The sequence below is a fragment of the Caldithrix sp. genome, assembly GCF_056497305.1.
Map to the genome: position 1 here is coordinate 34,130 of NZ_JBSMDE010000003.1, position 19,745 is coordinate 53,874.

Annotated in this window: 14 protein-coding genes; 12 read left to right on the top strand and 2 right to left on the bottom strand. The window is 45.0% G+C overall.

The window, feature by feature from the left end:
- Positions 1-8 precede the first annotated feature (8 nt).
- The 12 genes from ACWB0I_RS00155 (at position 9) to ACWB0I_RS00210 (ending at position 15,502) form a co-directional block, all read left to right on the top strand.
- Positions 9-854, top strand: coding sequence for a sugar ABC transporter permease (locus tag ACWB0I_RS00155; protein WP_479385995.1), 846 nt, complete (start codon positions 9-11; stop codon positions 852-854).
- Positions 851-1,993 carry an alpha/beta hydrolase-fold protein gene (locus tag ACWB0I_RS00160; RefSeq protein ID WP_479385996.1) on the top strand — a complete coding sequence of 381 codons (1,143 nt, stop codon included), beginning with the start codon at positions 851-853 and terminating at the stop codon, positions 1,991-1,993. Before ACWB0I_RS00155 ends, ACWB0I_RS00160 begins: the two co-directional genes overlap by 4 nt.
- Complete coding sequence (locus ACWB0I_RS00165; protein WP_479385997.1) at positions 1,990-2,823, top strand: TrmB family transcriptional regulator; 834 nt, start codon at positions 1,990-1,992, stop codon at positions 2,821-2,823. The genes ACWB0I_RS00160 and ACWB0I_RS00165 overlap by 4 nt, the downstream gene beginning before the upstream one ends.
- 13 nt (positions 2,824-2,836) lie before the next feature.
- Complete coding sequence (locus ACWB0I_RS00170; RefSeq protein ID WP_479385998.1) at positions 2,837-4,171, top strand: alpha-amylase family glycosyl hydrolase; 1,335 nt, start codon at positions 2,837-2,839, stop codon at positions 4,169-4,171.
- A gap of 17 nt (positions 4,172-4,188) precedes the next feature.
- Complete coding sequence (locus tag ACWB0I_RS00175; RefSeq protein ID WP_479385999.1) at positions 4,189-7,083, top strand: alpha-amylase family glycosyl hydrolase; 2,895 nt, start codon at positions 4,189-4,191, stop codon at positions 7,081-7,083.
- Positions 7,084-7,373: 290 nt separating this feature from the next.
- On the top strand, positions 7,374-7,736 hold the full coding sequence (locus ACWB0I_RS00180; protein WP_479386000.1) for a hypothetical protein: 363 nt from the start codon (positions 7,374-7,376) through the stop codon (positions 7,734-7,736).
- A 596-nt stretch (positions 7,737-8,332) separates the two neighbouring features.
- Positions 8,333-8,992, top strand: coding sequence for a corrinoid protein-associated methyltransferase CpaM (gene cpaM, locus ACWB0I_RS00185; RefSeq protein WP_479386001.1), 660 nt, complete (start codon positions 8,333-8,335; stop codon positions 8,990-8,992).
- Positions 8,993-8,997: 5 nt separating this feature from the next.
- On the top strand, positions 8,998-10,149 hold the full coding sequence (locus ACWB0I_RS00190; protein ID WP_479386002.1) for an HgcAB-like fusion protein: 1,152 nt from the start codon (positions 8,998-9,000) through the stop codon (positions 10,147-10,149).
- Positions 10,150-10,439: 290 nt separating this feature from the next.
- Entirely contained in the window at positions 10,440-10,565 is a 126-nt protein-coding gene (locus ACWB0I_RS00195) for a hypothetical protein (RefSeq protein ID WP_479386003.1), read from the top strand.
- 260 nt (positions 10,566-10,825) lie between these two features.
- Entirely contained in the window at positions 10,826-12,001 is a 1,176-nt protein-coding gene (nhaA, locus tag ACWB0I_RS00200) for a Na+/H+ antiporter NhaA (RefSeq protein ID WP_479386004.1), read from the top strand.
- 111 nt (positions 12,002-12,112) lie between these two features.
- Complete coding sequence (locus tag ACWB0I_RS00205) at positions 12,113-12,640, top strand: hypothetical protein (RefSeq protein ID WP_479386005.1); 528 nt, start codon at positions 12,113-12,115, stop codon at positions 12,638-12,640.
- 564 nt (positions 12,641-13,204) lie between these two features.
- Positions 13,205-15,502 carry a YCF48-related protein gene (locus tag ACWB0I_RS00210; protein WP_479386006.1) on the top strand — a complete coding sequence of 766 codons (2,298 nt, stop codon included), beginning with the start codon at positions 13,205-13,207 and terminating at the stop codon, positions 15,500-15,502.
- A 9-nt stretch (positions 15,503-15,511) separates the two neighbouring features.
- Here ACWB0I_RS00210 and ACWB0I_RS00215 read toward each other — a convergent pair whose 3' ends face one another.
- The gene (locus tag ACWB0I_RS00215; protein ID WP_479386007.1) at positions 15,512-17,884 is read right to left on the bottom strand and encodes a beta-N-acetylhexosaminidase; all 2,373 of its coding nucleotides are present in this window, start codon (positions 17,882-17,884) and stop codon (positions 15,512-15,514) included.
- Positions 17,885-17,898: 14 nt separating this feature from the next.
- On the bottom strand, positions 17,899-19,353 hold the full coding sequence (locus ACWB0I_RS00220) for a T9SS type A sorting domain-containing protein (protein WP_479386008.1): 1,455 nt from the start codon (positions 19,351-19,353) through the stop codon (positions 17,899-17,901).
- Positions 19,354-19,745 lie beyond the last annotated feature (392 nt).

The following is a 19,745-nucleotide window of genomic DNA, read 5'->3' on the forward strand; positions in this document are numbered from 1 at the left end:
GCGCAATCATGAAGAGAAATGTAAGAAGACTTTCGTTACCAGGAAAAATCGCAGCCTATGCTATTTTAATTTTTTTTTCCCTGTTTTCGCTCTACCCCATTCTGGTGGTTTTTTCCATTTCGCTACGACCCGGGGATCGATTGCTGAGCAAATCGCTGTCCATTATTCCGGAAAATTTTACCTTTCAGACCTATGTGGACCTGTTTGTCAACCAGCCCTTTTTACGCTGGATGTTCAACAGCCTGATTGTCTCTATCTCTGTGACCATATTTGCGGTTGGGCTGGCGGCCACAGCCGGTTACGCTTTTTCGCGCTTCAAATTTAAGGGGCGCGACGCTTCCATGCTCGGTTTAATCACCACGCAAATGTTTCCTGTAACCATGCTGCTTTTGCCCCTGTTTATCATTATGATTCGTCTGGGTTTTTACGATAGCTATTGGGGATTGATTATCGCTTATTCTGCCACGGCCTTACCGTTTACCGTGTGGCAGATGAAGGGCTACTACGATACCATCCCCTATAGTCTGGAGGAGGCAGCCACCATTGACGGAGCCAGTCAGTTTACTACTTTTTACAAGATTATTCTGCCGCTGGCCCTGCCCGCCCTGGCCATCACTTCTCTTTTTTCGTTCATGACGGCCTGGTCGGAATATCTGGTGGCTGCGGTCTTGATTCAGGACAAAGATTTTTTTACACTTCCTCTGGGATTAAAAATGTTTTCTTCGAACATGGAAGTGGCCTGGGGGTTGTACTCGGCCGGGGCCATTGTGGTTAGCATTCCGGTCGTCATTCTTTTCTTAAGTCTGAGTCGCTGGCTCATTTCCGGGTTGACTTTGGGGAGTGTAAAAGCATGAACAGACGATCCGTTGGTCTTTTGTTTTGTGCGCTGCTTTTGCTGGTACAATGTTCCGACCAGCCCAAAACGTTCAGCGAGCTATTACAAAAAATAGAAACGTTGCCGGATGGACAAAAAGAGGAACAATTAAAAATATTTGCTGCGCAAAACGACTTCCCTTTTGTGGAGGATTCCACGGCCTACTTTTTAATGGAAGACACAACGGGTCAGCCCGTCTTTTTAGCCGGAGATGTGACGGGCTGGAAGCCGGATTCGCTGCCTTTAAAACCGATTGCCGGAACGAATTTTTGGTACAGAGCGTTAACGTTGCCCCCTGAGGCGCGCATTGAGTACAAGTTTGTCTGTGGCAAACAATGGTTACTCGATCCCTTTAATCCTTTAAAAGATGAAGGTGGTTTTGGCAGTAATTCCGTACTGGTTATGCCGGAATATCGCTTTCCTCAAGAAATATTGTTTAAAGCAGAGCTGCGCAAAAGTATTCTGGACACACTCTCCTTCAGGAGCAGGATGTTAAACAACCGCCGGCGCGTCTATTTTTACAAACATGCCAGAGCAGGAAGCAATTCGCCTCTTATTGTTTTTCAGGATGGCGGCGATTACCTTAATTTTGGCAAGGCCAGAATCATCCTGGACAATCTGATTGAGCAGAAAGAGCTGGAACCGGTACTGGCTGCTTTTGTTGAACCGCGTAAACGCAGACAGGAGTACTGGTTTAATGATCTGTACCTTAACATGTTGTTTAAGGAACTCCTTCCCTTTTTAAAGGAAAAATACGGACTGAAAAACAACCGTCTGGCTCTGGGCGGTGTTTCGTTGGGTGGATTGATTTCTGTGTACGCCTTAAAAAATTACAGCCGGCAAATTGATTATGTGTTTTCTCAGTCCGGTGCCTTCTGGATTGAAAACGAACGGATTATTCGGGAAGTTCAGAACTTTCCGCCCCTCAAGACGTTTCTGTTTTTGAGTTATGGGCGGTTTGAAAACATGGCCCACAGCCATCTTGAATTAAAAAAAGTATTGGAAAGCAAAGCGATTAATTTCGAAATGAAAACATATTATGAAGGACACAATTGGGGCAACTGGCGCGCACATTTAAAAGATGCGCTATTACCCTTTGCCGGAGGTAAAATGCAATGAATGAAACAAGATTAATGGAACGTTTACGAGCGCTGGGATTTACAACCTATGAATCCAAAGCGTACATCACTTTGTTGAAAAACAATCCCAGCACACGATATGAATTAAGCAAAAATTCAGGGGTGCCGCGTTCGGCCATTTACGATGTCATTAAAAAGCTGGAAAACATGGGAGCGGTCAACGCACTTTACACCAGCCCGGAAAAATACGTGCCGCTGCCTCCAGAACAATTGCTGGAGCTTTTGGGACGCCAGTTCAAAGAAAAACTGGAAGAAGCCCGTAAAGCGCTGGAACATTTCGATACCGAGATAGAGCCCGGGCACCTGTGGAATATTGTCGGCTATCAAAATATGTTGCACAAAGCCCGTGAAATGATCTCCAACGCCCAGGAATCTATTTTCCTCTCGGTTTGGGATCGGGAATGCAAGCGCCTGAAAGAAGACCTGGATGCGGCCCGAAAACGCGGAATCCGGATCATTGTTTTTTCTTTTACGCCTCTGGATTTAAAGGTTGACGAAATCTATTCCTACAATATTCCGGAAAAAGAATTGCTCAATATCTGGGAAAGAAAAATCATTCTGGTAGTGGACCAATCGCAGTTACTGATGGGCGAGGCAGACGATCGTTACACCAAAAAAACCGCCTGGACCGATAATAGAGCGATTGTGGATATTGCTACCAATCATATTATTCTGGATATTACGCTCTACGGCATCCGGATGAAAGAAGATGTCAGCCAATCGGTTATTGCCATGCAAAAGGGAGGCTTTGAAAATCTGGACAAGTTAATTGAAAAATACAAGAACAAACAAGTGGCGCCCATCTTTTAATCAGGAATTGTTCATGGATAGAGATTATCAGCGTGTATTTAAAAAGGTAAAAAGCCGGGTTCAGGAATTAGGCTTTGAGCGAAAATTTTTAAATCTTGGCAGCGAGCCGGGGCCGCCCATACCGCAGTGGATTCAAAACAGCACAATCTACGAAATTTACGTGCGGGCTTTTTCCGATGAAGGTACCTTTAAAGCCGTGGAAAAGGCTTTGCCCGACTTAAAGAATTACGGCTTTACGGCGCTCTGGTTAATGCCTATTTTCCCCATCGGCTTTAAGAAACGCAAAGGGTCCCTGGGATCGCCTTATGCTATTCGGGATTATTTCACGGTCAATCCGGAATATGGCACAGAACAAGATTTTAAAAATCTGGTGAATCGGGCTCATCAATTAGACATGAAGGTCATCATAGACATGGTCCCAAACCATGTTGCCCACGATTACAACGCCCTGCAACAACAACCCTATCTGGTCAAACGTACGGCCGATGGTCTGCCCATGCGCAAAATTGCGGATTGGAGCGACGTGATCGATCTCGATTATGCTCAGCCCCAAACGCGAGAACACGTGGCTGAGGTGATGAAGTTCTGGATCAAAAACTTTGACGTGGATGGTTATCGCTGTGACGTGGCCGGCATGGTTCCTCTTGATTTTTGGGAATGGATTGCCCCTCAATTGCGCGAAATCAAAGAGGATTTCTTTCTGCTGGCCGAATGGGAGAGCCCGGCTTTGCACAAAATGGCCTTTAACAGTACCTATGACTGGAGCACGTTTGAACTGCTGTTAAAGGTTGTGCAGGATGCCCGGGAGCTGCCCCTCCTGGCGGAATGGCTGACGACAAAAACAGCGCTTTACCCCAAACAGGCCCTGCCTTTGCATTTTATTGAGAACCATGACCTACCCCGGGCCGCTTCCAGATGGAAAACCACGCAATTGAAAATGGCTCTCCTTTTCATCTTTAGTTTGCACGGGATTCCTCTTATTTACAATGGTCAGGAAATCGGCGCCGAGCAAAGCCCTTCTCTGTTTGACAAAACGCCGATTAACTGGCAGGTGGTCAATCATGAGGTGAACTTTTTCCTGCAAAAATTGATTGCATTAAGAAGCCAGGAAGCGGGCTTGAGCAGTAATCAATATCTGGTGCGTGAGGCGTATTTGAAGGATAGAATCTTATTCCTGGACAAAGAGAACCTCCATGTACTGATCAATTTTACTGACAAACCCAAACTCATAGATACTCCCGAAGGTAAGGAGATTTTAAACACCCATGAGCAGCTAATCTTTAAAAGCAGCGGATTGGAACTGCAGCCTTACCAGGGATTAGTGTTAAAAAATCCACTCTATTTTTAAATTGGAAAGGAACTGACTTGAGAAAACATATGTTTTTGTCGCTATGGCTTGTACTGGGTTTAGTGTTTACACAACTTTCGGCTCAGGTTGTCACCACCGAGCCACCTTATGCAACGGCTTACGATTCCATTGTGGTCTATTTTCATGCCGATCAGGGCGACCAGGGGTTGATGAATTATTCCGGAACAGATGTTTACGCCCATACCGGGGTGATTACCAATTTAAGTTCCGGGCCCAGCGACTGGAAATATGTTATTGCCGACTGGAATCAAAATCTACCCAAGGCCAAACTTAGCAAAGTGGAGCAGAATTTGTGGAAGCTGGTCATCGGGCATCCGTATAATTATTACGGGGTTCCCCAAAGCGAGCAAATTTTAAAGCTGGCTTTTGTCTTTCGTAATTCCGATGGCTCCAAAACCGGCCGCGATGTGGGTGGGGCCGATATCTTTTACGAACTGTATGAACCGGGCATTAATCTGGTCATCCTTGAGCCGCAGGTTACGGTGCCTTACGGCCTTGCCGAGCGCTCACCGGTTTTTGTCAGGGCCGGCGACTCTTTACACATTGCCTTAAGTGCAGCGGCCATTGGAACGCGACACCAGCAATTTAGTCTGCGCATTAATGGCATGTTGGTGGCCCAGACCACGGCAGATACCCTGCACTACACTTACCATGCAGCGCCGGATGACCATGGCAAAAAGACGGTTTATGCCTCCGTCACGGACACCAGCGGTAATGAGGTTTCGGAAACCTTTGTCATGATGGTGACTCCCTTTCAGCCGGATGAAGACCGGCCCTCGGGCATTGTTGAAGGCGAGAATTACGAAGATGAACAGAGCGTGACCCTCTGCCTGTTTGCGCCGTACAAAAAATTTGTTTATGTCATTGGCGATTTTAACGATTGGAAGGTGGATGAAGCGTACCTGATGAAAAAAGATTCGGTTGATCAGGACAGTACCTATTTCTGGTTGTCCATTTCAGGCCTCAATCCGGGGCAGGAGTACGCCTACCAGTACCTGGTGGATGGCGAGATTCGTGTGGCCGATCCTTACACACAAAAAATTCTCGATCCCTGGAACGACCAATACATCTCCAATCAAACCTACCCTAATCTAAAACCATATCCGAATGGCAAAACCGATTTCCCTGTTTCTGTGCTGCAAACCGCCCAGCCTGTTTATCAGTGGAGCATAACGGATTTTAAGCGGCCCAGTCCCGAAAAGCTGGTCATCTACGAATTGTTACTACGTGATTTTTTGCAAAACCACGATTTCAAAACTTTGATCGATACGCTCAACTATTTGCAGAATTTAGGGGTCAACGTGATTGAGCTGATGCCGGTGAACGAGTTTGAAGGCAATGAAAGCTGGGGCTACAATCCTTCTTTTTATTTTGCGCCGGATAAGTATTACGGCCCTGCGGAAGATTTAAAGCGCTTTGTAGATTCCTGCCATGTTCGGGGCATGGCGGTGGTGCTGGACATGGTACTCAATCATGCCACCTCGCAGTGTCCGCTGGTTCGCCTGTACAACGAGGGCGATTACGGGCGTCCTACGCCGGAAAATCCCTGGTTTAATGTGGAATCGCCCAATCCAACCTACAGCTGGTTTAATGATTTCAATCATGAAAGTCCGGCGACGCAAAAATTTGTGGATCGCGTCAATCGCTTCTGGTTAACCGAGTACAATGTGGATGGGTTTCGTTTTGACTTTACCAAGGGCTTTACCAACACGCCGGGCGACGGCTGGGCCTTTGACGGCAGTCGCATTGCTATTTTGAAACGGATGGCTGACCAAATCTGGAAGGTCAAAAACGATGCCTATGTCATTCTGGAGCATTTTACAGATAACAGCGAAGAAAAGATTCTGTCTGATTACGGCATGCTGCTGTGGGGCAACATGAACTACAATTACAGCGAAGCGACCATGGGTTACCATGACAACAATAAATCTGACCTGAGCTGGGGCTATTACAAAACGCGGGATTGGAGTAAAGCCCATCTGGTCACTTACATGGAAAGCCACGACGAAGAGCGTTTGATGTACAAAAATTTGACTTACGGACGTTCCTATGGCGCTTACAACATTAAGGAGCTTTCTACGGCGCTGGAACGCATGAAGCTGGCCGGCGCCTTTTTCTTTTTGTTGCCCGGTCCTAAAATGATCTGGCAATTTGGTGAATTGGGTTACGATTACACCATCGATTACAATGGACGCGTGGGTAACAAGCCCATCCGCTGGGATTATTTTCAACAACAGGAGCGTCGCAAGCTGTACAAAGCCTGGGCGGCCATGATCAGACTGCGTAACGAGAATCCCGTTTTTTACAGCGCTTCTGCTTCGGCCGATCTCTTTGTGGCCGGCGCGGTGAAACGTATCAATCTGTACCATGGCCTGATGAACGCCAGCATTGTGGGGAACTTTGGCGTTACCACGGCCAGCATCCAGCCGCGCTTTAATCATGGCGGCTGGTGGTACGATTTTTTTTCCGGCGATTCGTTGTACATCAGCGATCAGGACACAACCATCAGCCTGTTGGCCGGAGAATTTCATATTTTCACGGATCGCAAAACGTTTGTCCCGGAAAAGGGATTGATCTTAACCGACCTTCCGGAGAAGCCGGCTGAGCTGCCTCAGGGATTTACTCTAAAACAGAACTACCCCAATCCGTTTAATCCTCAAACGACCCTTGAATTTTACCTGCCAGAAAGAGGGTTGGTCACTTTACAGATCTTTAATTCACAGGGCTTGCTGGTAAGGGGTCTGGTCAGAGGCAAACTGCAGAGAGGCTGGCACCGAATCATCTGGGATGGTACCAACCATGCGCAGCAAAAGGTAGCCTCCGGTGTTTATCTTTATCGTTTGCAAAGCGGCGGCCAATCGGTAATGAAAAAGATGATTTTGCTTAGGTAAAGCATTGAAATGAGGTTGGATTGCTTTAACCTGGAGGTAAGGTTCTAAACGTTTACCTTGTTGTGCTTTAATTTTAATTACGGTTCAGCTGTCATTTTTTGTTTAAATCCATACCGCCTGTGAAAAGGCTTCCAGATGAAGAGGAACAGGGCGTTACCTAACTCCGAAAGACCTAACGAACGCTAAGCGGCAAAAACTGGAGCCCAGAAGCGTCGAGTTCTGCTGCGATCTGGTCAGGCGCAGAGAAGGCAATCCGCCCTGAGCAAGCAATAAGAAATGGAAGAGTGCGGATGCAAGGGAAGTTTCTGTTAGCGGTGGTTTTTGTTGTTATGATTCTGGTGGTCAATGCGCTGGCGCAACGTAAGCGCCCTATAAAGGTGGCCATGGTGAGCGCGCTGGTGGACGAACCGGCAAAAGCCTTTCACAATTACCCCGAGTTGCTGGTTTTTAAAAAGGCGCAGTTTAAGCAGGAAAAATACATCGTCGAGGTGAGATCTCCACTCGATACCAGTGGCATGACTATTTTGCTGGAACCAGGCACGCTTTTGAGGATCGAGACGGTCATCAACTTCAAGAAAACCCTGTACGAGATAGGGCTGCCGGTGATCACCTCCAGCACAATCGAAGAGATAGCAAAACTAAATATGCGGTAGGCCATGGAAATATTGGAAGATGGAGATGCGGCTCTTTTACAAGACGTGCGATCCATGCAGGAACTTTTAAAAGATGCACACAAGGTAGCGAGCTAGCTGGCGGCCAGGCGCTAGGAATTTGATGACTTACCTGAGAGCTGAGGGATTAACAAACCCGATTAACCTGGCTCTACTGGCTGTAGAGCCACGCCTGTCCAAAACATTCTTGCGAATCATAAGTGGAGCAAAGACACACCATAACGGCAGGCAAAGAATTGATTTTTGCTCTTTGCAAAAAAACGGATTTATTTTGATTCCTCTAACCTTCGAAGTATATTTAAGAAAGTGCCCATTAGCTATTAGCCAGTAACGTAGGGCCATTCTTCTAAAAGGATTTTTCATACGTGATTTGCTGGAGTTGGTCCATTGTCTGGGCTGCAAATGCGCTTTTCTCCGAGCGGACAAGGGTAAAGATTCTGGCATTAGGCCAGTGAGCTCAACAGATTGTTAACCCTAATATCCGATCAAGTCAGGTTTATGGTTATGGTTTTTTTAAATATGATTTTTGAGATCCGAGTTTTTAAGCCAAGCCGGGCCTAAAAAAAGGAGGGCCTGAAATGAGCACCTACATCCTGATGAAGCTACTGGAATCAAGTCCACAGCGCTACGACAGGGGAATACAGATCCTTACCCTAGGACAATTGGAGAAAGCCTATGACCGGTTGGTCTCACACATAAAAAAAGGAGATAGGGTGCTGGATATTGGATGTGGTACTGGAGCGTTAACCATAAGGGCCGCACAAAAAAAAGCCCTGGTTAAGGCAATAGATATTAATCCTCAGATGTTAGAGATCGCCCGGCGACGCTTAAAAGAGGCTGGCCTCATGAAAAATGTGGTACTGTGTGAAATGGGTGTTGCTGAACTGGGAAAGGAAAAGTCAGCAAGTTATGATGTGGTAACGAGCGGCCTCTGTTTTTCTGAATTATCAGAGGATGAATTGGGCTTTGCCCTGAAAGAGATAAAAAGGGTGTTGAAGCCCAGGGGGGTATTGCTGATTGCAGATGAGGTTAGCCCGCACAATCTTCTGAAGAGGCTTTTGTACATATTGATTAGGTTTCCGCTGCTTTGCCTTACGTACCTGGTTGCTCAGTCCACCACCCATGCTTTAAAACAGTTACCCGAACGCCTTAAAACGGCGGGTTTTACCCTCGAATCCCTAAAATTAAATTACCTGGAAAGCTTTATTGAAGTAATCGCAAGAAAAGCAGGTGGATAAACAAAATGAAAAAGCTCCATTACATCGCAGTAAATATTTTCGAAACTCTGCTACGCATTATTCCTTTTTCCTGTAAGACAGGTCTGATCAAACTGGGCTCACCAGATGAATCAGCACCTGTTTTTCTCACCTGTAATTACCATCTGACTGTGGAAAGAGTTAAATGGGCATTAAAAGGAATGGATTGTTATCTGCTTGTTGCCAATAGCAGAGGACACAATGTCTGGTGTGCCTCAACGGGTGGGCATCTTACCAATCATAGCGTGATCTCCGTTTTAAAAACCAGTGGAATACAAGAATTGGTGAACCATAGAAATTTGGTTTTACCACAACTGGCAGCTACTGGCATTGAGTCACGCGTTATTAAAAAGAAAACGGGGTGGAATGTTATCTGGGGACCCGTTTACGCCCGGGACATTCCGCATTTTGTTCAGAACAAAATGAATAAAACGCCTGAAATGCGTAAAGTCCGTTTTCCTCTTTTACAGCGTATTGAGATGGGCCTCATGTGGGCTTTTCCCTTTTCGGTCATCGCTTCTGCGGTACTGTATTTTCTGTGGCCCCACATACTTATGCCATTCAATGCTCTGATTTGGGGCCTGTCGCTGGCCATTTTTACAGCTTTTCCTCTTTATTCAAAATGGCTTAATCCAAAGAAAGAAGGCGTACGCTTTAGCCGATACACGGTGGTCTTCGATTTTAGCCGTGTGCCAATAATACTGTGGATGACCTTCCTGCTGGGCCTCCTCTTCTGGAGCATCTTCACACAGAGTTTAAGCCTCAATTTTTTCTTGCGCTGGAGCCTTATTTCTTTTACTATTCTATTATTGGTAAGTAGTGACTTAATGGGTAGTACGCCTGTTTACAAAAGCGGTTTGCACGAAGACCGTTTTCTTAAAATTATTCTCGATGAAGATAAGTGTAAGGGCGCTGGTTTTTGTGAACAGGTGTGTCCACGAAATTGTTATCAGGTAGATAGCAAGCGTCATAAGGCGATTATTGTCCGGCCTGATTTGTGTGTGCAATGCGGGGCTTGCATTGTCCAGTGTCCTTTTGATGCGCTCTATTTTCGCAATTCACATGGCGAAGTAATTTCACCTGAAGCCATCAGAACCTTTAAACTAAATCTCATTGGGAAACGTCTTAAAAGAGCGTAATAATAGACTGGCGGCGTTGGCCAGGTCTTCATTAACCCTCTCTTGTGGGGCTGCCTGAGCCACTGAACGGCGGCGCTGGAGAATTCGCGCCTGCTGCCGGTGTTTGAAACGGAAACAGTAACAGAATAAGTCAATTTCTGCCAGAAGGAAGAAGCGAGCCAGCTAAACGCGACAGTTTAAAAAGGAGATCATCGTAGATGGGAAAAAATCAATAAAACCGTAATAGATAAACGTTTTTTGTATTAAGCTTGTGTTTTGGGACTGCCTTTGGCGCTGCCCTGGGCGCAATTGTGGACAGCGTCGGCATCCCGTTTGGCGTTTCCATGGGCGTTATTGCCGGGGTATTAGTAGCTCTGGTTTTGGGAAAGCGTGTTGGCCGTACGGTGAAAGACTATTCCCGAACGAAAAACAAATAATCCGATGGTTCTCAAAAATTGGTCACCGGGTCGTAGCAGCTATTTCTAACATCTAAAAATTGAAAAAAATCATTTTTTGTATTATAATGATCTCACAGTCATTAAGACGTTAAGGCAAGTAAGAGTGATTGCCAGGATTTTTTTAAACGTGTACGTAAAGATTTTTCTGGTAAACTGTAATCTATTCTTTCACTCCTGGTAAGGAAATAAGCAATTCACGAAGGTTTGAACATGTGTCACCCTAACCAAAAGAGGACGAAATGAAGCAAATAATTGAAGATTTCATTCAGAAAGAATCGTCCAGCGGCATCCTGTTAATAGTAGCCACCTTATTAGCTCTCCTGTTGAACAATACGTTTGTGTCAGGACTGTATGACACCTTTTTACACATTCCCGTGCAGATACGGATCGGGGCTTTAGAACTCGACAAATCGCTGTATCATTGGGTGAATGACGGCCTGATGGTCGTATTTTTCTTGTTAATAGGGCTTGAAGTAAAGAGAGAAATTCTGGAAGGGCACCTGTCCTCATTACGTCAGGCGGCTTTGCCGGGCATTGCTGCTCTTGGTGGAATGCTGGTTCCGGCTTTAATCTATTTGTACTTTAACATCAACGATCCTGTCGCAGTCAATGGTTGGGCCATTCCTGCCGCCACGGATATTGCTTTCGCCTTAGGCGTTCTCTCTCTGTTAGGCAATCGGGTGCCGGTCTCTCTGAAGATATTTTTGTTGGCTCTGGCCATTATTGATGACTTAGGGGCGATTGTCATTATTGCCATCTTTTACACTTCCAAGTTGTCGATTGTATCATTAATCGTAGCGGGTCTGGCTTTAATCATCTTAATTTTGTTTAATGTGCTGGGCATTACAAGGCGAGCCGCTTACATCCTGGTCGGGGCCATCCTGTGGGTGGCCGTTCTGAAATCGGGTGTTCATGCAACCCTGGCAGGTGTGGCCTTGGCCTTTACCATCCCCCTTTACGGGAAAGATGAAAACGGTCAGTCGATTTCGCCCTTAAAAGACCTGGAACATGGCCTGCACTTTTGGGTGGCCTTTTTAATCCTCCCGCTCTTTGCCTTTGTCAATGCTGGCGTAAATATGGCCGGATTGTCATTCAGGCAGATGCTTAACGCAGTACCGCTCGGAATCATGTTAGGATTGTTTTTGGGCAAACAAATCGGCGTGTTTGGTTTTAGCTGGCTGGCCGTTAAACTGAAAATCGCCAGATTGCCGGAACAAAGCAGCTGGCTACAATTGTATGGTGTTTCTGTGTTAACCGGTATTGGTTTTACCATGAGTTTGTTTATCCTCTCTCTTGCCTTTGAGGACGACACGCTCTTCCAGTACACCGATAAACTGGCCATTTTGTTGGGTTCGTTAATGTCCGGGGTGATTGGCTATTTAATCCTAAAATGGTTAAAACCCGGCAAAGATTAAACAAAAAGCGCGGACAGATGGGGCAGTTCAATGCAGTGAAAAATTTTTATCTTGCCGGAGGGTTAAAAAGATATTATCTTCCTGAGATGTAATTTTTGGAAGGGTGCGCTGATGTTTTTGCTTATTGGGGCACGAAAACAATTTTTAAAATCTGCTTTGCTCCTGCTTGTTCTGTTGTTGAGTGAACAGGGGATTTGCCAGAGGGCCTCTCTGCCGGCCGATATTCAGTATCTGTTTCGTGAAGGCGGCGGAAAGGATGTCTATTACACGGGAGATCGGTACGGCCTGGAAATACAGGTGTTATTTTCAGGAATTTACAAAAAGTACACGATTTACTACAAGAGCGAATCGATTTTAGAACACACCGGTTATCTGAGCAAAGAACAATCGGATTCATTAAAATACTATTTTCAAAAGATGGATTTTCTCTATTTACCGGATGTTTTGCCGCGCACAAATAAAATAAGATGGCCCTCTCGCACATTTACCATTGGCTACAGGAACAGTCAAGGGGATTCCATGAAGGTGGTTTCAGTCCTCCTGGGTGGGGAAGCAAAAGACTATCCGGAAGGACTTGTGCCATTCATTTCAAAAATTAAAAAAATATTGCTCGCCGGGCAGAAAGAGCAGAAACAGTAAGAATTTTTCTCTCAATAGATTTGTCCTCCACGAGGGGATGAGAAGATTTTTATGCTGTGTGAGGAAGTAAATCCGTTGATTTGTTGAACGGTCTGTCCCCGAGAATCGGGATTTGGAATGACGCTGGGGACGAAGCCTCACTGATTGTCATTTCGACCGATGCGCTGAGCGAAAGCGACGTGCAGAGTGGAAAAATCTTTCTCAGGCGTAAAGGCGAAGCATTTTCCTGAAGGTTGTTCCAATTAGCGCAACCTCTTTGTGTACAAGTTAAAATCGCTCTTGAGAAAGACTTTGCAAAAAATGGTTCGCCCTTACAACGTCTCGAGCTGAAGCTCGAGTTACATTGCGCCTGTGAATTCTCTGTAGGTGTAAGGGATTCTTCCTCCCCCGATAAATCGGGGGATCAGAATGACATGCTGGCACGGGCCCTCTTTGCGGTTTTTTAAGGGTTGCGGCTGAGCTGCATTAGAGAAAGACATTTCTTTATATTTAAAAATTATTATTTGATCATTTAATTTACAAATACTAAATTTTGATCAATAGTCAATCCTTGAGGGTAAAACAATGAAACATATCATTTTCGTTCTGTTTTTTACTCTCAGCCTTTTTGCCTCAGATTGGCAATGGATTTCTCCATATCCACAGGGCAATGATTTGATTTCAGCGGCTGCTCGGAATGGATTAGCCTGGTTTGTTGGCGAAGCAAATACTTTGCTCATGACTCCGGATGCCGGAGATACCTGGTACAATTTTACTCCATATGCTATTCCAATATACTATGGAGCTTTTACAACGCATTCCTGGCAGCTTATTAGTGTAGCAAAAAACAACCGTTTGTTCCTTAGTCTTTTACGTTTTTATCAAAGCAATGATACAGCCAAAACATGGCAAACGATTAATATGCCTCATGGTGAAATAGTTTTTACTTCTGACGTAATTGGCTTTAATGGTTGTGATCCACCTTACCGAACAGATGATGGAGGGGATACATGGAAACAATTCCTGCCGCCATATTCATCAATGGACGGGGGAATAGATTTTATTTGCGGAGAAGACTCATTAGTATGGTTGATTGGCTTTGGAAACAGGATCTGTCATAGTAAGGATGGCGGAAAAACCTGGTTAAAGCTGGGGCGACCTCTTAAAATTTACTCTGATTCATCCTACACATTATTTCATATGATGATCAATAAACAGGGAGTTGGTTTTTTGTCCGGTTGGGCAAGGCATAAAACCAATTATAAGCGCCAGGCCTTCATATTAAAAACCAGAGACTATGGGTACACCTGGAAACGTCAAAACACAAAGTATCTTTACCGTACCATTTTAAATATTGCCCCTAAAACCTGGTTATTGATCGGAAATAATCTATGGGGTTATTATGGCCTGGACTACGAACCTTCCTTTTTAAAATCAACAGATGATGGTGAAACCTGGTACGAAACCTATCTATTCAGTCCACACAACTTTGGGCCAACTGTGGCTGTTTGGCTACCGGAATTTCAAACCGTCTTGGTCGGGGGATACCATGGCGTACTTTACCGTTCTAAAGATCTTGGTGAAAGCTGGGAATTATTGTCGAAAAAAAACTATCCTACCTTACATGACATTAATTTTATTTATGATCCAGGACTAAACAAGACCATTGGCTATGCAGTAGGTGACTTTGGCACGGTTTTAAGAACCATGGATCGCGGCCAAACCTGGGAAAAGCAAGAAATTGCATTGGATTATAATTTTTATCTGACCAAAGTGAAAGCCTTTAAAAACCATGTCTGGGTTGCTGGAAGTCGAACAACGTTATTGCATTCCTCTGATTATGGCAAAACCTGGAAGCGCATTTCATCCCCGTTTGACCGGCCTATTGATGGTCACTATGTTAATAACTATGTTTTTAATTCATTAGATGTTTATGATCAAGACCATATTGCAGCTACGGTTACTTTACCCAATTATTACGCGATTAAGACCTATTGCATCTACACAAAAAATGGCGGAAATAGCTGGAAATTGTTCTCTCTTCCCAGAGGCAAGATGCTTAATGCTGTTAAAATTGTAAAACCCGATCATCTGATATTAGGAGGAAGTAACTGGCTTATTTTTACGGATGTCACAGGCTTTTTATGGACAACCACCGATGGTGGAATAACCTGGGATAGTTTGAAAACGGTCTATGAAATTACTGATATTGCAATGTCTTCATGCCTTAAAGGGGCCGCCCTTGGGTTCAGCCATTTTTATCTTACTGAAGATGGTGGAATAACCTGGCATCATAAAAAAGTCAAAGGTACTTTCAGAAATCTAAAAAATATGGTGGAAAATCCTAATGTGCTGGTCTGTAATTCGGCTCACGGAATTTATGCCTCTTATTCAAATGGGCTCTATTGGAAAACCTTGGTTGGCAGTATTCCAATTATGATGGACATGGAATCCTTTTCGTTGCTGGATGAAGAAGGAAGTGTATTTATCACCACAGAAAAGAACGGTTTATTAAAAAATATTAGAAAATGGAATGTCAAGTATATTGCTATGGATTCCTGTTCTAATGATACTTCTTCTCCCACTCTTTCTGATCCCTATGTCGACCAATTTGTGCTGTTTAAAAACTTTCCCAATCCCTTTAATCAATCCACAACGATTAGATATCATTTACCGATAGAATGTAAAGTGACTATTTCTATTTACAACAGTAGGGCTCAACAAATTCGTAAAGTAAACTTAGGAGTTCAAAATTCAGGATTCCACTTGTTTACCTGGGACGGCACCAATGATTCCCGAAAGTTCGTTAGTTCAGGAATCTATTTCTACATAATCGAGGCGCCTCCCTTTAAAGAAAAAGATAAAATGTTGCTCATTCGTTAAAATTAAGTTTTATTTAACCACGATTTCATCCACAAACAACCAGGCTTTTCCACCGGCCCCCATGTGCCAAGAAGGACATTTTTCAATGTTTTGAGCGTAAATCTTAACAAACCGCGCTTTCTGCTTTGGGAAGTCGACAGAAAATGCCTTTCTTACCTGTTCAGCATGGTCATCGGGCAGTTCATTGACAATCGTTTGTACAGTACGGAAAGCGCCTTCTTTTTCTGCCAGAGAAAAGACAACCTGTCTGGGTAAAAAAATCCACGAGCCGATGTGGTTTAGAAAGCCGACTTCAATGTGTTGTACCTCCTGGATTTTACCCAAATCAACAACAGCTTCTAAATCAACGCCTTCAAAGCCCAACCATTGCCCATCATTGTAGTTCAATGAGCCGTATAAACTGTTGGTTAAAGTGAGGGGACCGTTACCAGAATATTTGGGAGAATAGGGATAGGTAAAAGTAACTGGTTTAGCCGTAGCCTTGTGTAAGGTCAGTGTTTTTCTGGTTATTTTACTCACGCGCTGCCCGTTTAAAAACGAGGCGGCCGTGAGCTCAGCGCTGTTGTTCAACTCAAAAGGCTCTGTGTACAACCTGGCCCTTTGGTCTGGTTCCTGGCCATCGAGCCGATAATAAATCTGGACGAAAGGTAATTCGCTCTGCAATGTGACTCTGAATTTTTTGGCTTTTAAATCCACTTCTGAATTGGCTCTTACATTGAAAGCGCTTTTGGCGTAATGGATGTTTAAGGCTTCCAGTCGCCTGAAATACGTTTGTAAGCGCCAGGTAAAATTCGCCCAGTTTTTGTTTTCAGGAAACGTCCACAAAGCTTCAGCCATGGCCGCCAGGCGGGGAAACAGCATGTATTGGGCATGTTCCGGAGTTAGAACAAATTCGGTCCACAAATTGGCCTGCCCACCCAGCACATGCTTGGCCTCAGTGGCCGTAAGAGAGTCAGGCAATGGATCGAACTGGTAAACTTTGCTTAGCGGCAGGTAGCCGCCAATGGCCTCGGGTTCCATGTCCGGTTCGCCCTGATAATAATCAAAGTAACAGAACTCTGTTGGCGTCATGATGACATCGTGACCACTGCGGGCCGCCTCAATGCCCCCATGATAACCCCGCCAGGACATAACGGTAGCGCGGGGCGCAAGCCCGCCTTCCAGGATTTCATCCCAACCGATCAGCTTTTTACCCCGGGAATGGATAAAGGCTTCCATTCGTTTGATAAAATACGACTGCAATTCCTCAACCGAATCCAGGCCTTGTTCAACCAGCCTCCGCTGACAGTCCGCACAGGATTTCCAGTTTGTCTTGTCCGCTTCATCCCCTCCAATGTGAATGTACTCGCCAGGAAACAGATCCATGACCTCTTTCAGGATGTCTTGCAGGAATAAAAAGGTGCTATCTTTACCCGCGCAATAGATATCGCGAATGGGCCAATATCCGCCGGGTAAAACCGTGAAAGGCCCACCGGTACAGGAAAATTGCGGGTAAGCCGCCAGGGCAGCGCGCGTGTGTCCGGGCATTTCTATTTCCGGTACGATTGTCACGAAGTGTTCTTTAGCATATTGCACAATTTCCCGGATGTCGTCCTGAGTGTAAAAACCGCCATACGTGGCTTTCTCGCCCGGTTTTTGTTCCTCACGGGCTCGCCAGGGGTGATCTTCGCGGTCCACGCGCCAGGCCCCGATTTCTGTTAATTTAGGATACTTTTTGATTTCAATACGCCAACCCTGATCATCGCAAAGATGCCAGTGAAAGCGATTCATCTTGTGCAGGGCCAGATAATCAATACATTGCTTAATAAATTCTTTAGGGAAAAAATGGCGCGAAACATCCAGCATCATTCCTCGCCATACAAAGTGTGGCTCATCTTTAATAACCAGGGCCGGAATCTGGATGGTTGGCTCAGAGAAACGTCCGGCTTCAAAGTCGGCTGGCAGTAATTGGCGCAAGGTCTGAAATGCATAAAACAGGCCAGGCGCACCGACGGCAGTGATCACTATCTTGTCAGGCCGAACGGTTAATTTATAAGCTTCTCTTCCAGCCAGTTCCATTTCTTTTTTCAAATGGATAACAATCGCCTTACCCTCGTTTTCTGAAACCTGTTTAACCGGCTGTTGTTGCCCCCACCCTTTTTGAATGAGCCGTCGCCAGAAGAGAATGGCGTATTGCAATGAATCGCTATCGGGGGCTTCCTGAACAATGATGGGCGTGGATGCTGTTAAAGTAAAGTAGCCGTTCTTTAGTTCCATGAAATGGGGGGCCGGAATGATGGAAACCACTTTTCTAAACTCCTTTTGTTTTTCTTTCATAAATATAGCACAGGCACTAAGAATCACCAGACAAAGCGTAAAACAGGACATTTTGAACAATCGCATGCCTCTTCTTACTCCTATTTGATTTTCACCATTTTACCCGTCTGCATCTGACTTCCCTTGATTAGTCTGTAGAGGTAAACACCGGAAGGTTCTCCCTGGCTCTTCCATTGAGTTTCCTGAAGCCCAGAACGGACCAGATTTAACGTCCGGCTTTCAATCAACTGTCCCAGCGGATTGTAAATCTCTAACTGGTAAATGCCAGGTGTATTCGCCAGAAATCGAATGCGGGTTTGGGGATTGAATGGATTGGGGTAATTCCCAAGCAAAGTGAACGAGTCCGGTTGGCGTGCATCATTTTGACTGAGGGAAGTAACCGTTGAGTAATTGGTTTGGGCCAGATGGTAAAGGTACAGATGGCCTAAAGCAACGTACCACACATCTTTACGATTCGAGATATAAGCCAGATGATCGGTGGTGTAAGATTTGTCCCATTCCACCACATTGGGATGAAACATGACATGATAAACGGTTTGATTATCGTAGGCATAATCGAAGGCCCCGTTGAGCTCGTTGATGTCGTTGGTACCAATGCCCCAGCCTAATTGCGATTTGGGCGGGTCCATAGCCTTGCTTACGCCGATTCTGCCAAAGGAATGATGGGGTTTATCCCATTCGGCAAAACCGTAATAATCCGCATAGTACATGCGGTTGACCAGATATTTGCCAACGCCTACCAAGGAGTCAATCACTGTATCGCTGTAACCATGCGGGGAAATGTAGGAATAGACGTACTCGTGCTGTCCATTGCTGAACAAAGTAGGCAAATTCAGGTTGTCGATAATCATCTGCCTGGAATCCAGAATTTCATACTCGTAATCGGAATAGGGTTTGGGATCTGGATGGGTATTGGTATGGGAGCCTACTTCAATCAGACCGCTGCCCACCTGACTCTGTAGAAAGTTCCATGTAGAACTACTGCAGGCCGCAGGATTGGTAGCCAGAGTAAGCCAGAGATTGTAACTCCGCGTGTAACCGATCGAGGTCTCAAATTTACTCTTACTCCATGAGGCCATGTCATCGGCGCTCAGGGTGACGGCCATCCGTCGGTTATCATAAAATTGAGTGATTTGCGTGGCGCTGGCCTGGACAACCCTGCCCTGTTCGTCCAGCAAATGCAGGTAGATGGAATCACTAACTGCATTAAAACCAACCGAAATGTAAGCTCGGTTGGTTTCATACTCGAAACGGGCCGCCCATTTGGCATTAAAAAAATCATCACTGGTGCGGGGAAAAACCATTTGCCAGTTTCTGGATTTTGTAAATCGTACTTCGGCTTTAAGATTCTGGCTTTGTGGGGGTATGATTAATTCAAAGGTCAAGGGATAGGAAAAACCATAATCCGCATGCATGGTAGAATCGATGATTACGATGATTTCACCGGTATTGCTGTTGTGGATAAAGATGAACGGTTGGGCATTTAAAAAGGCGCCGAGCAAAAGAGAAAGCAAAAACGAAACCAAGGTTTTCATGAGGTTTTCTCCATTTTTAACAAGTTTATTTTTTCTGAGAATAAACTAATTTTGCATTGAATGCAAGAAAATTTACAAGAAATGGGATATGATATTGACGACATGAAACGCTTTACTAATAAGCAGTGATCAATCCCATAGATCATAAGATTGTCACGAATGAACGGATGATATTTTTAGAATATTTACTTTAAAAGATCTATAGCAGCAACCCCCCAGCCCAAAAACTTCATTAAAAAATGACAGGCCGGCGCCTCGGAACCCATTAACTCTTATACTCATTTACTCTTAACTTTACTCTTCTAACAGCATAAGTCATTTCACGAATTAGCCCTCACCCCCTCGATCCCCCTCTCCCAGAATAAAAATCTGGGAGAGGGGGAAGGATTACC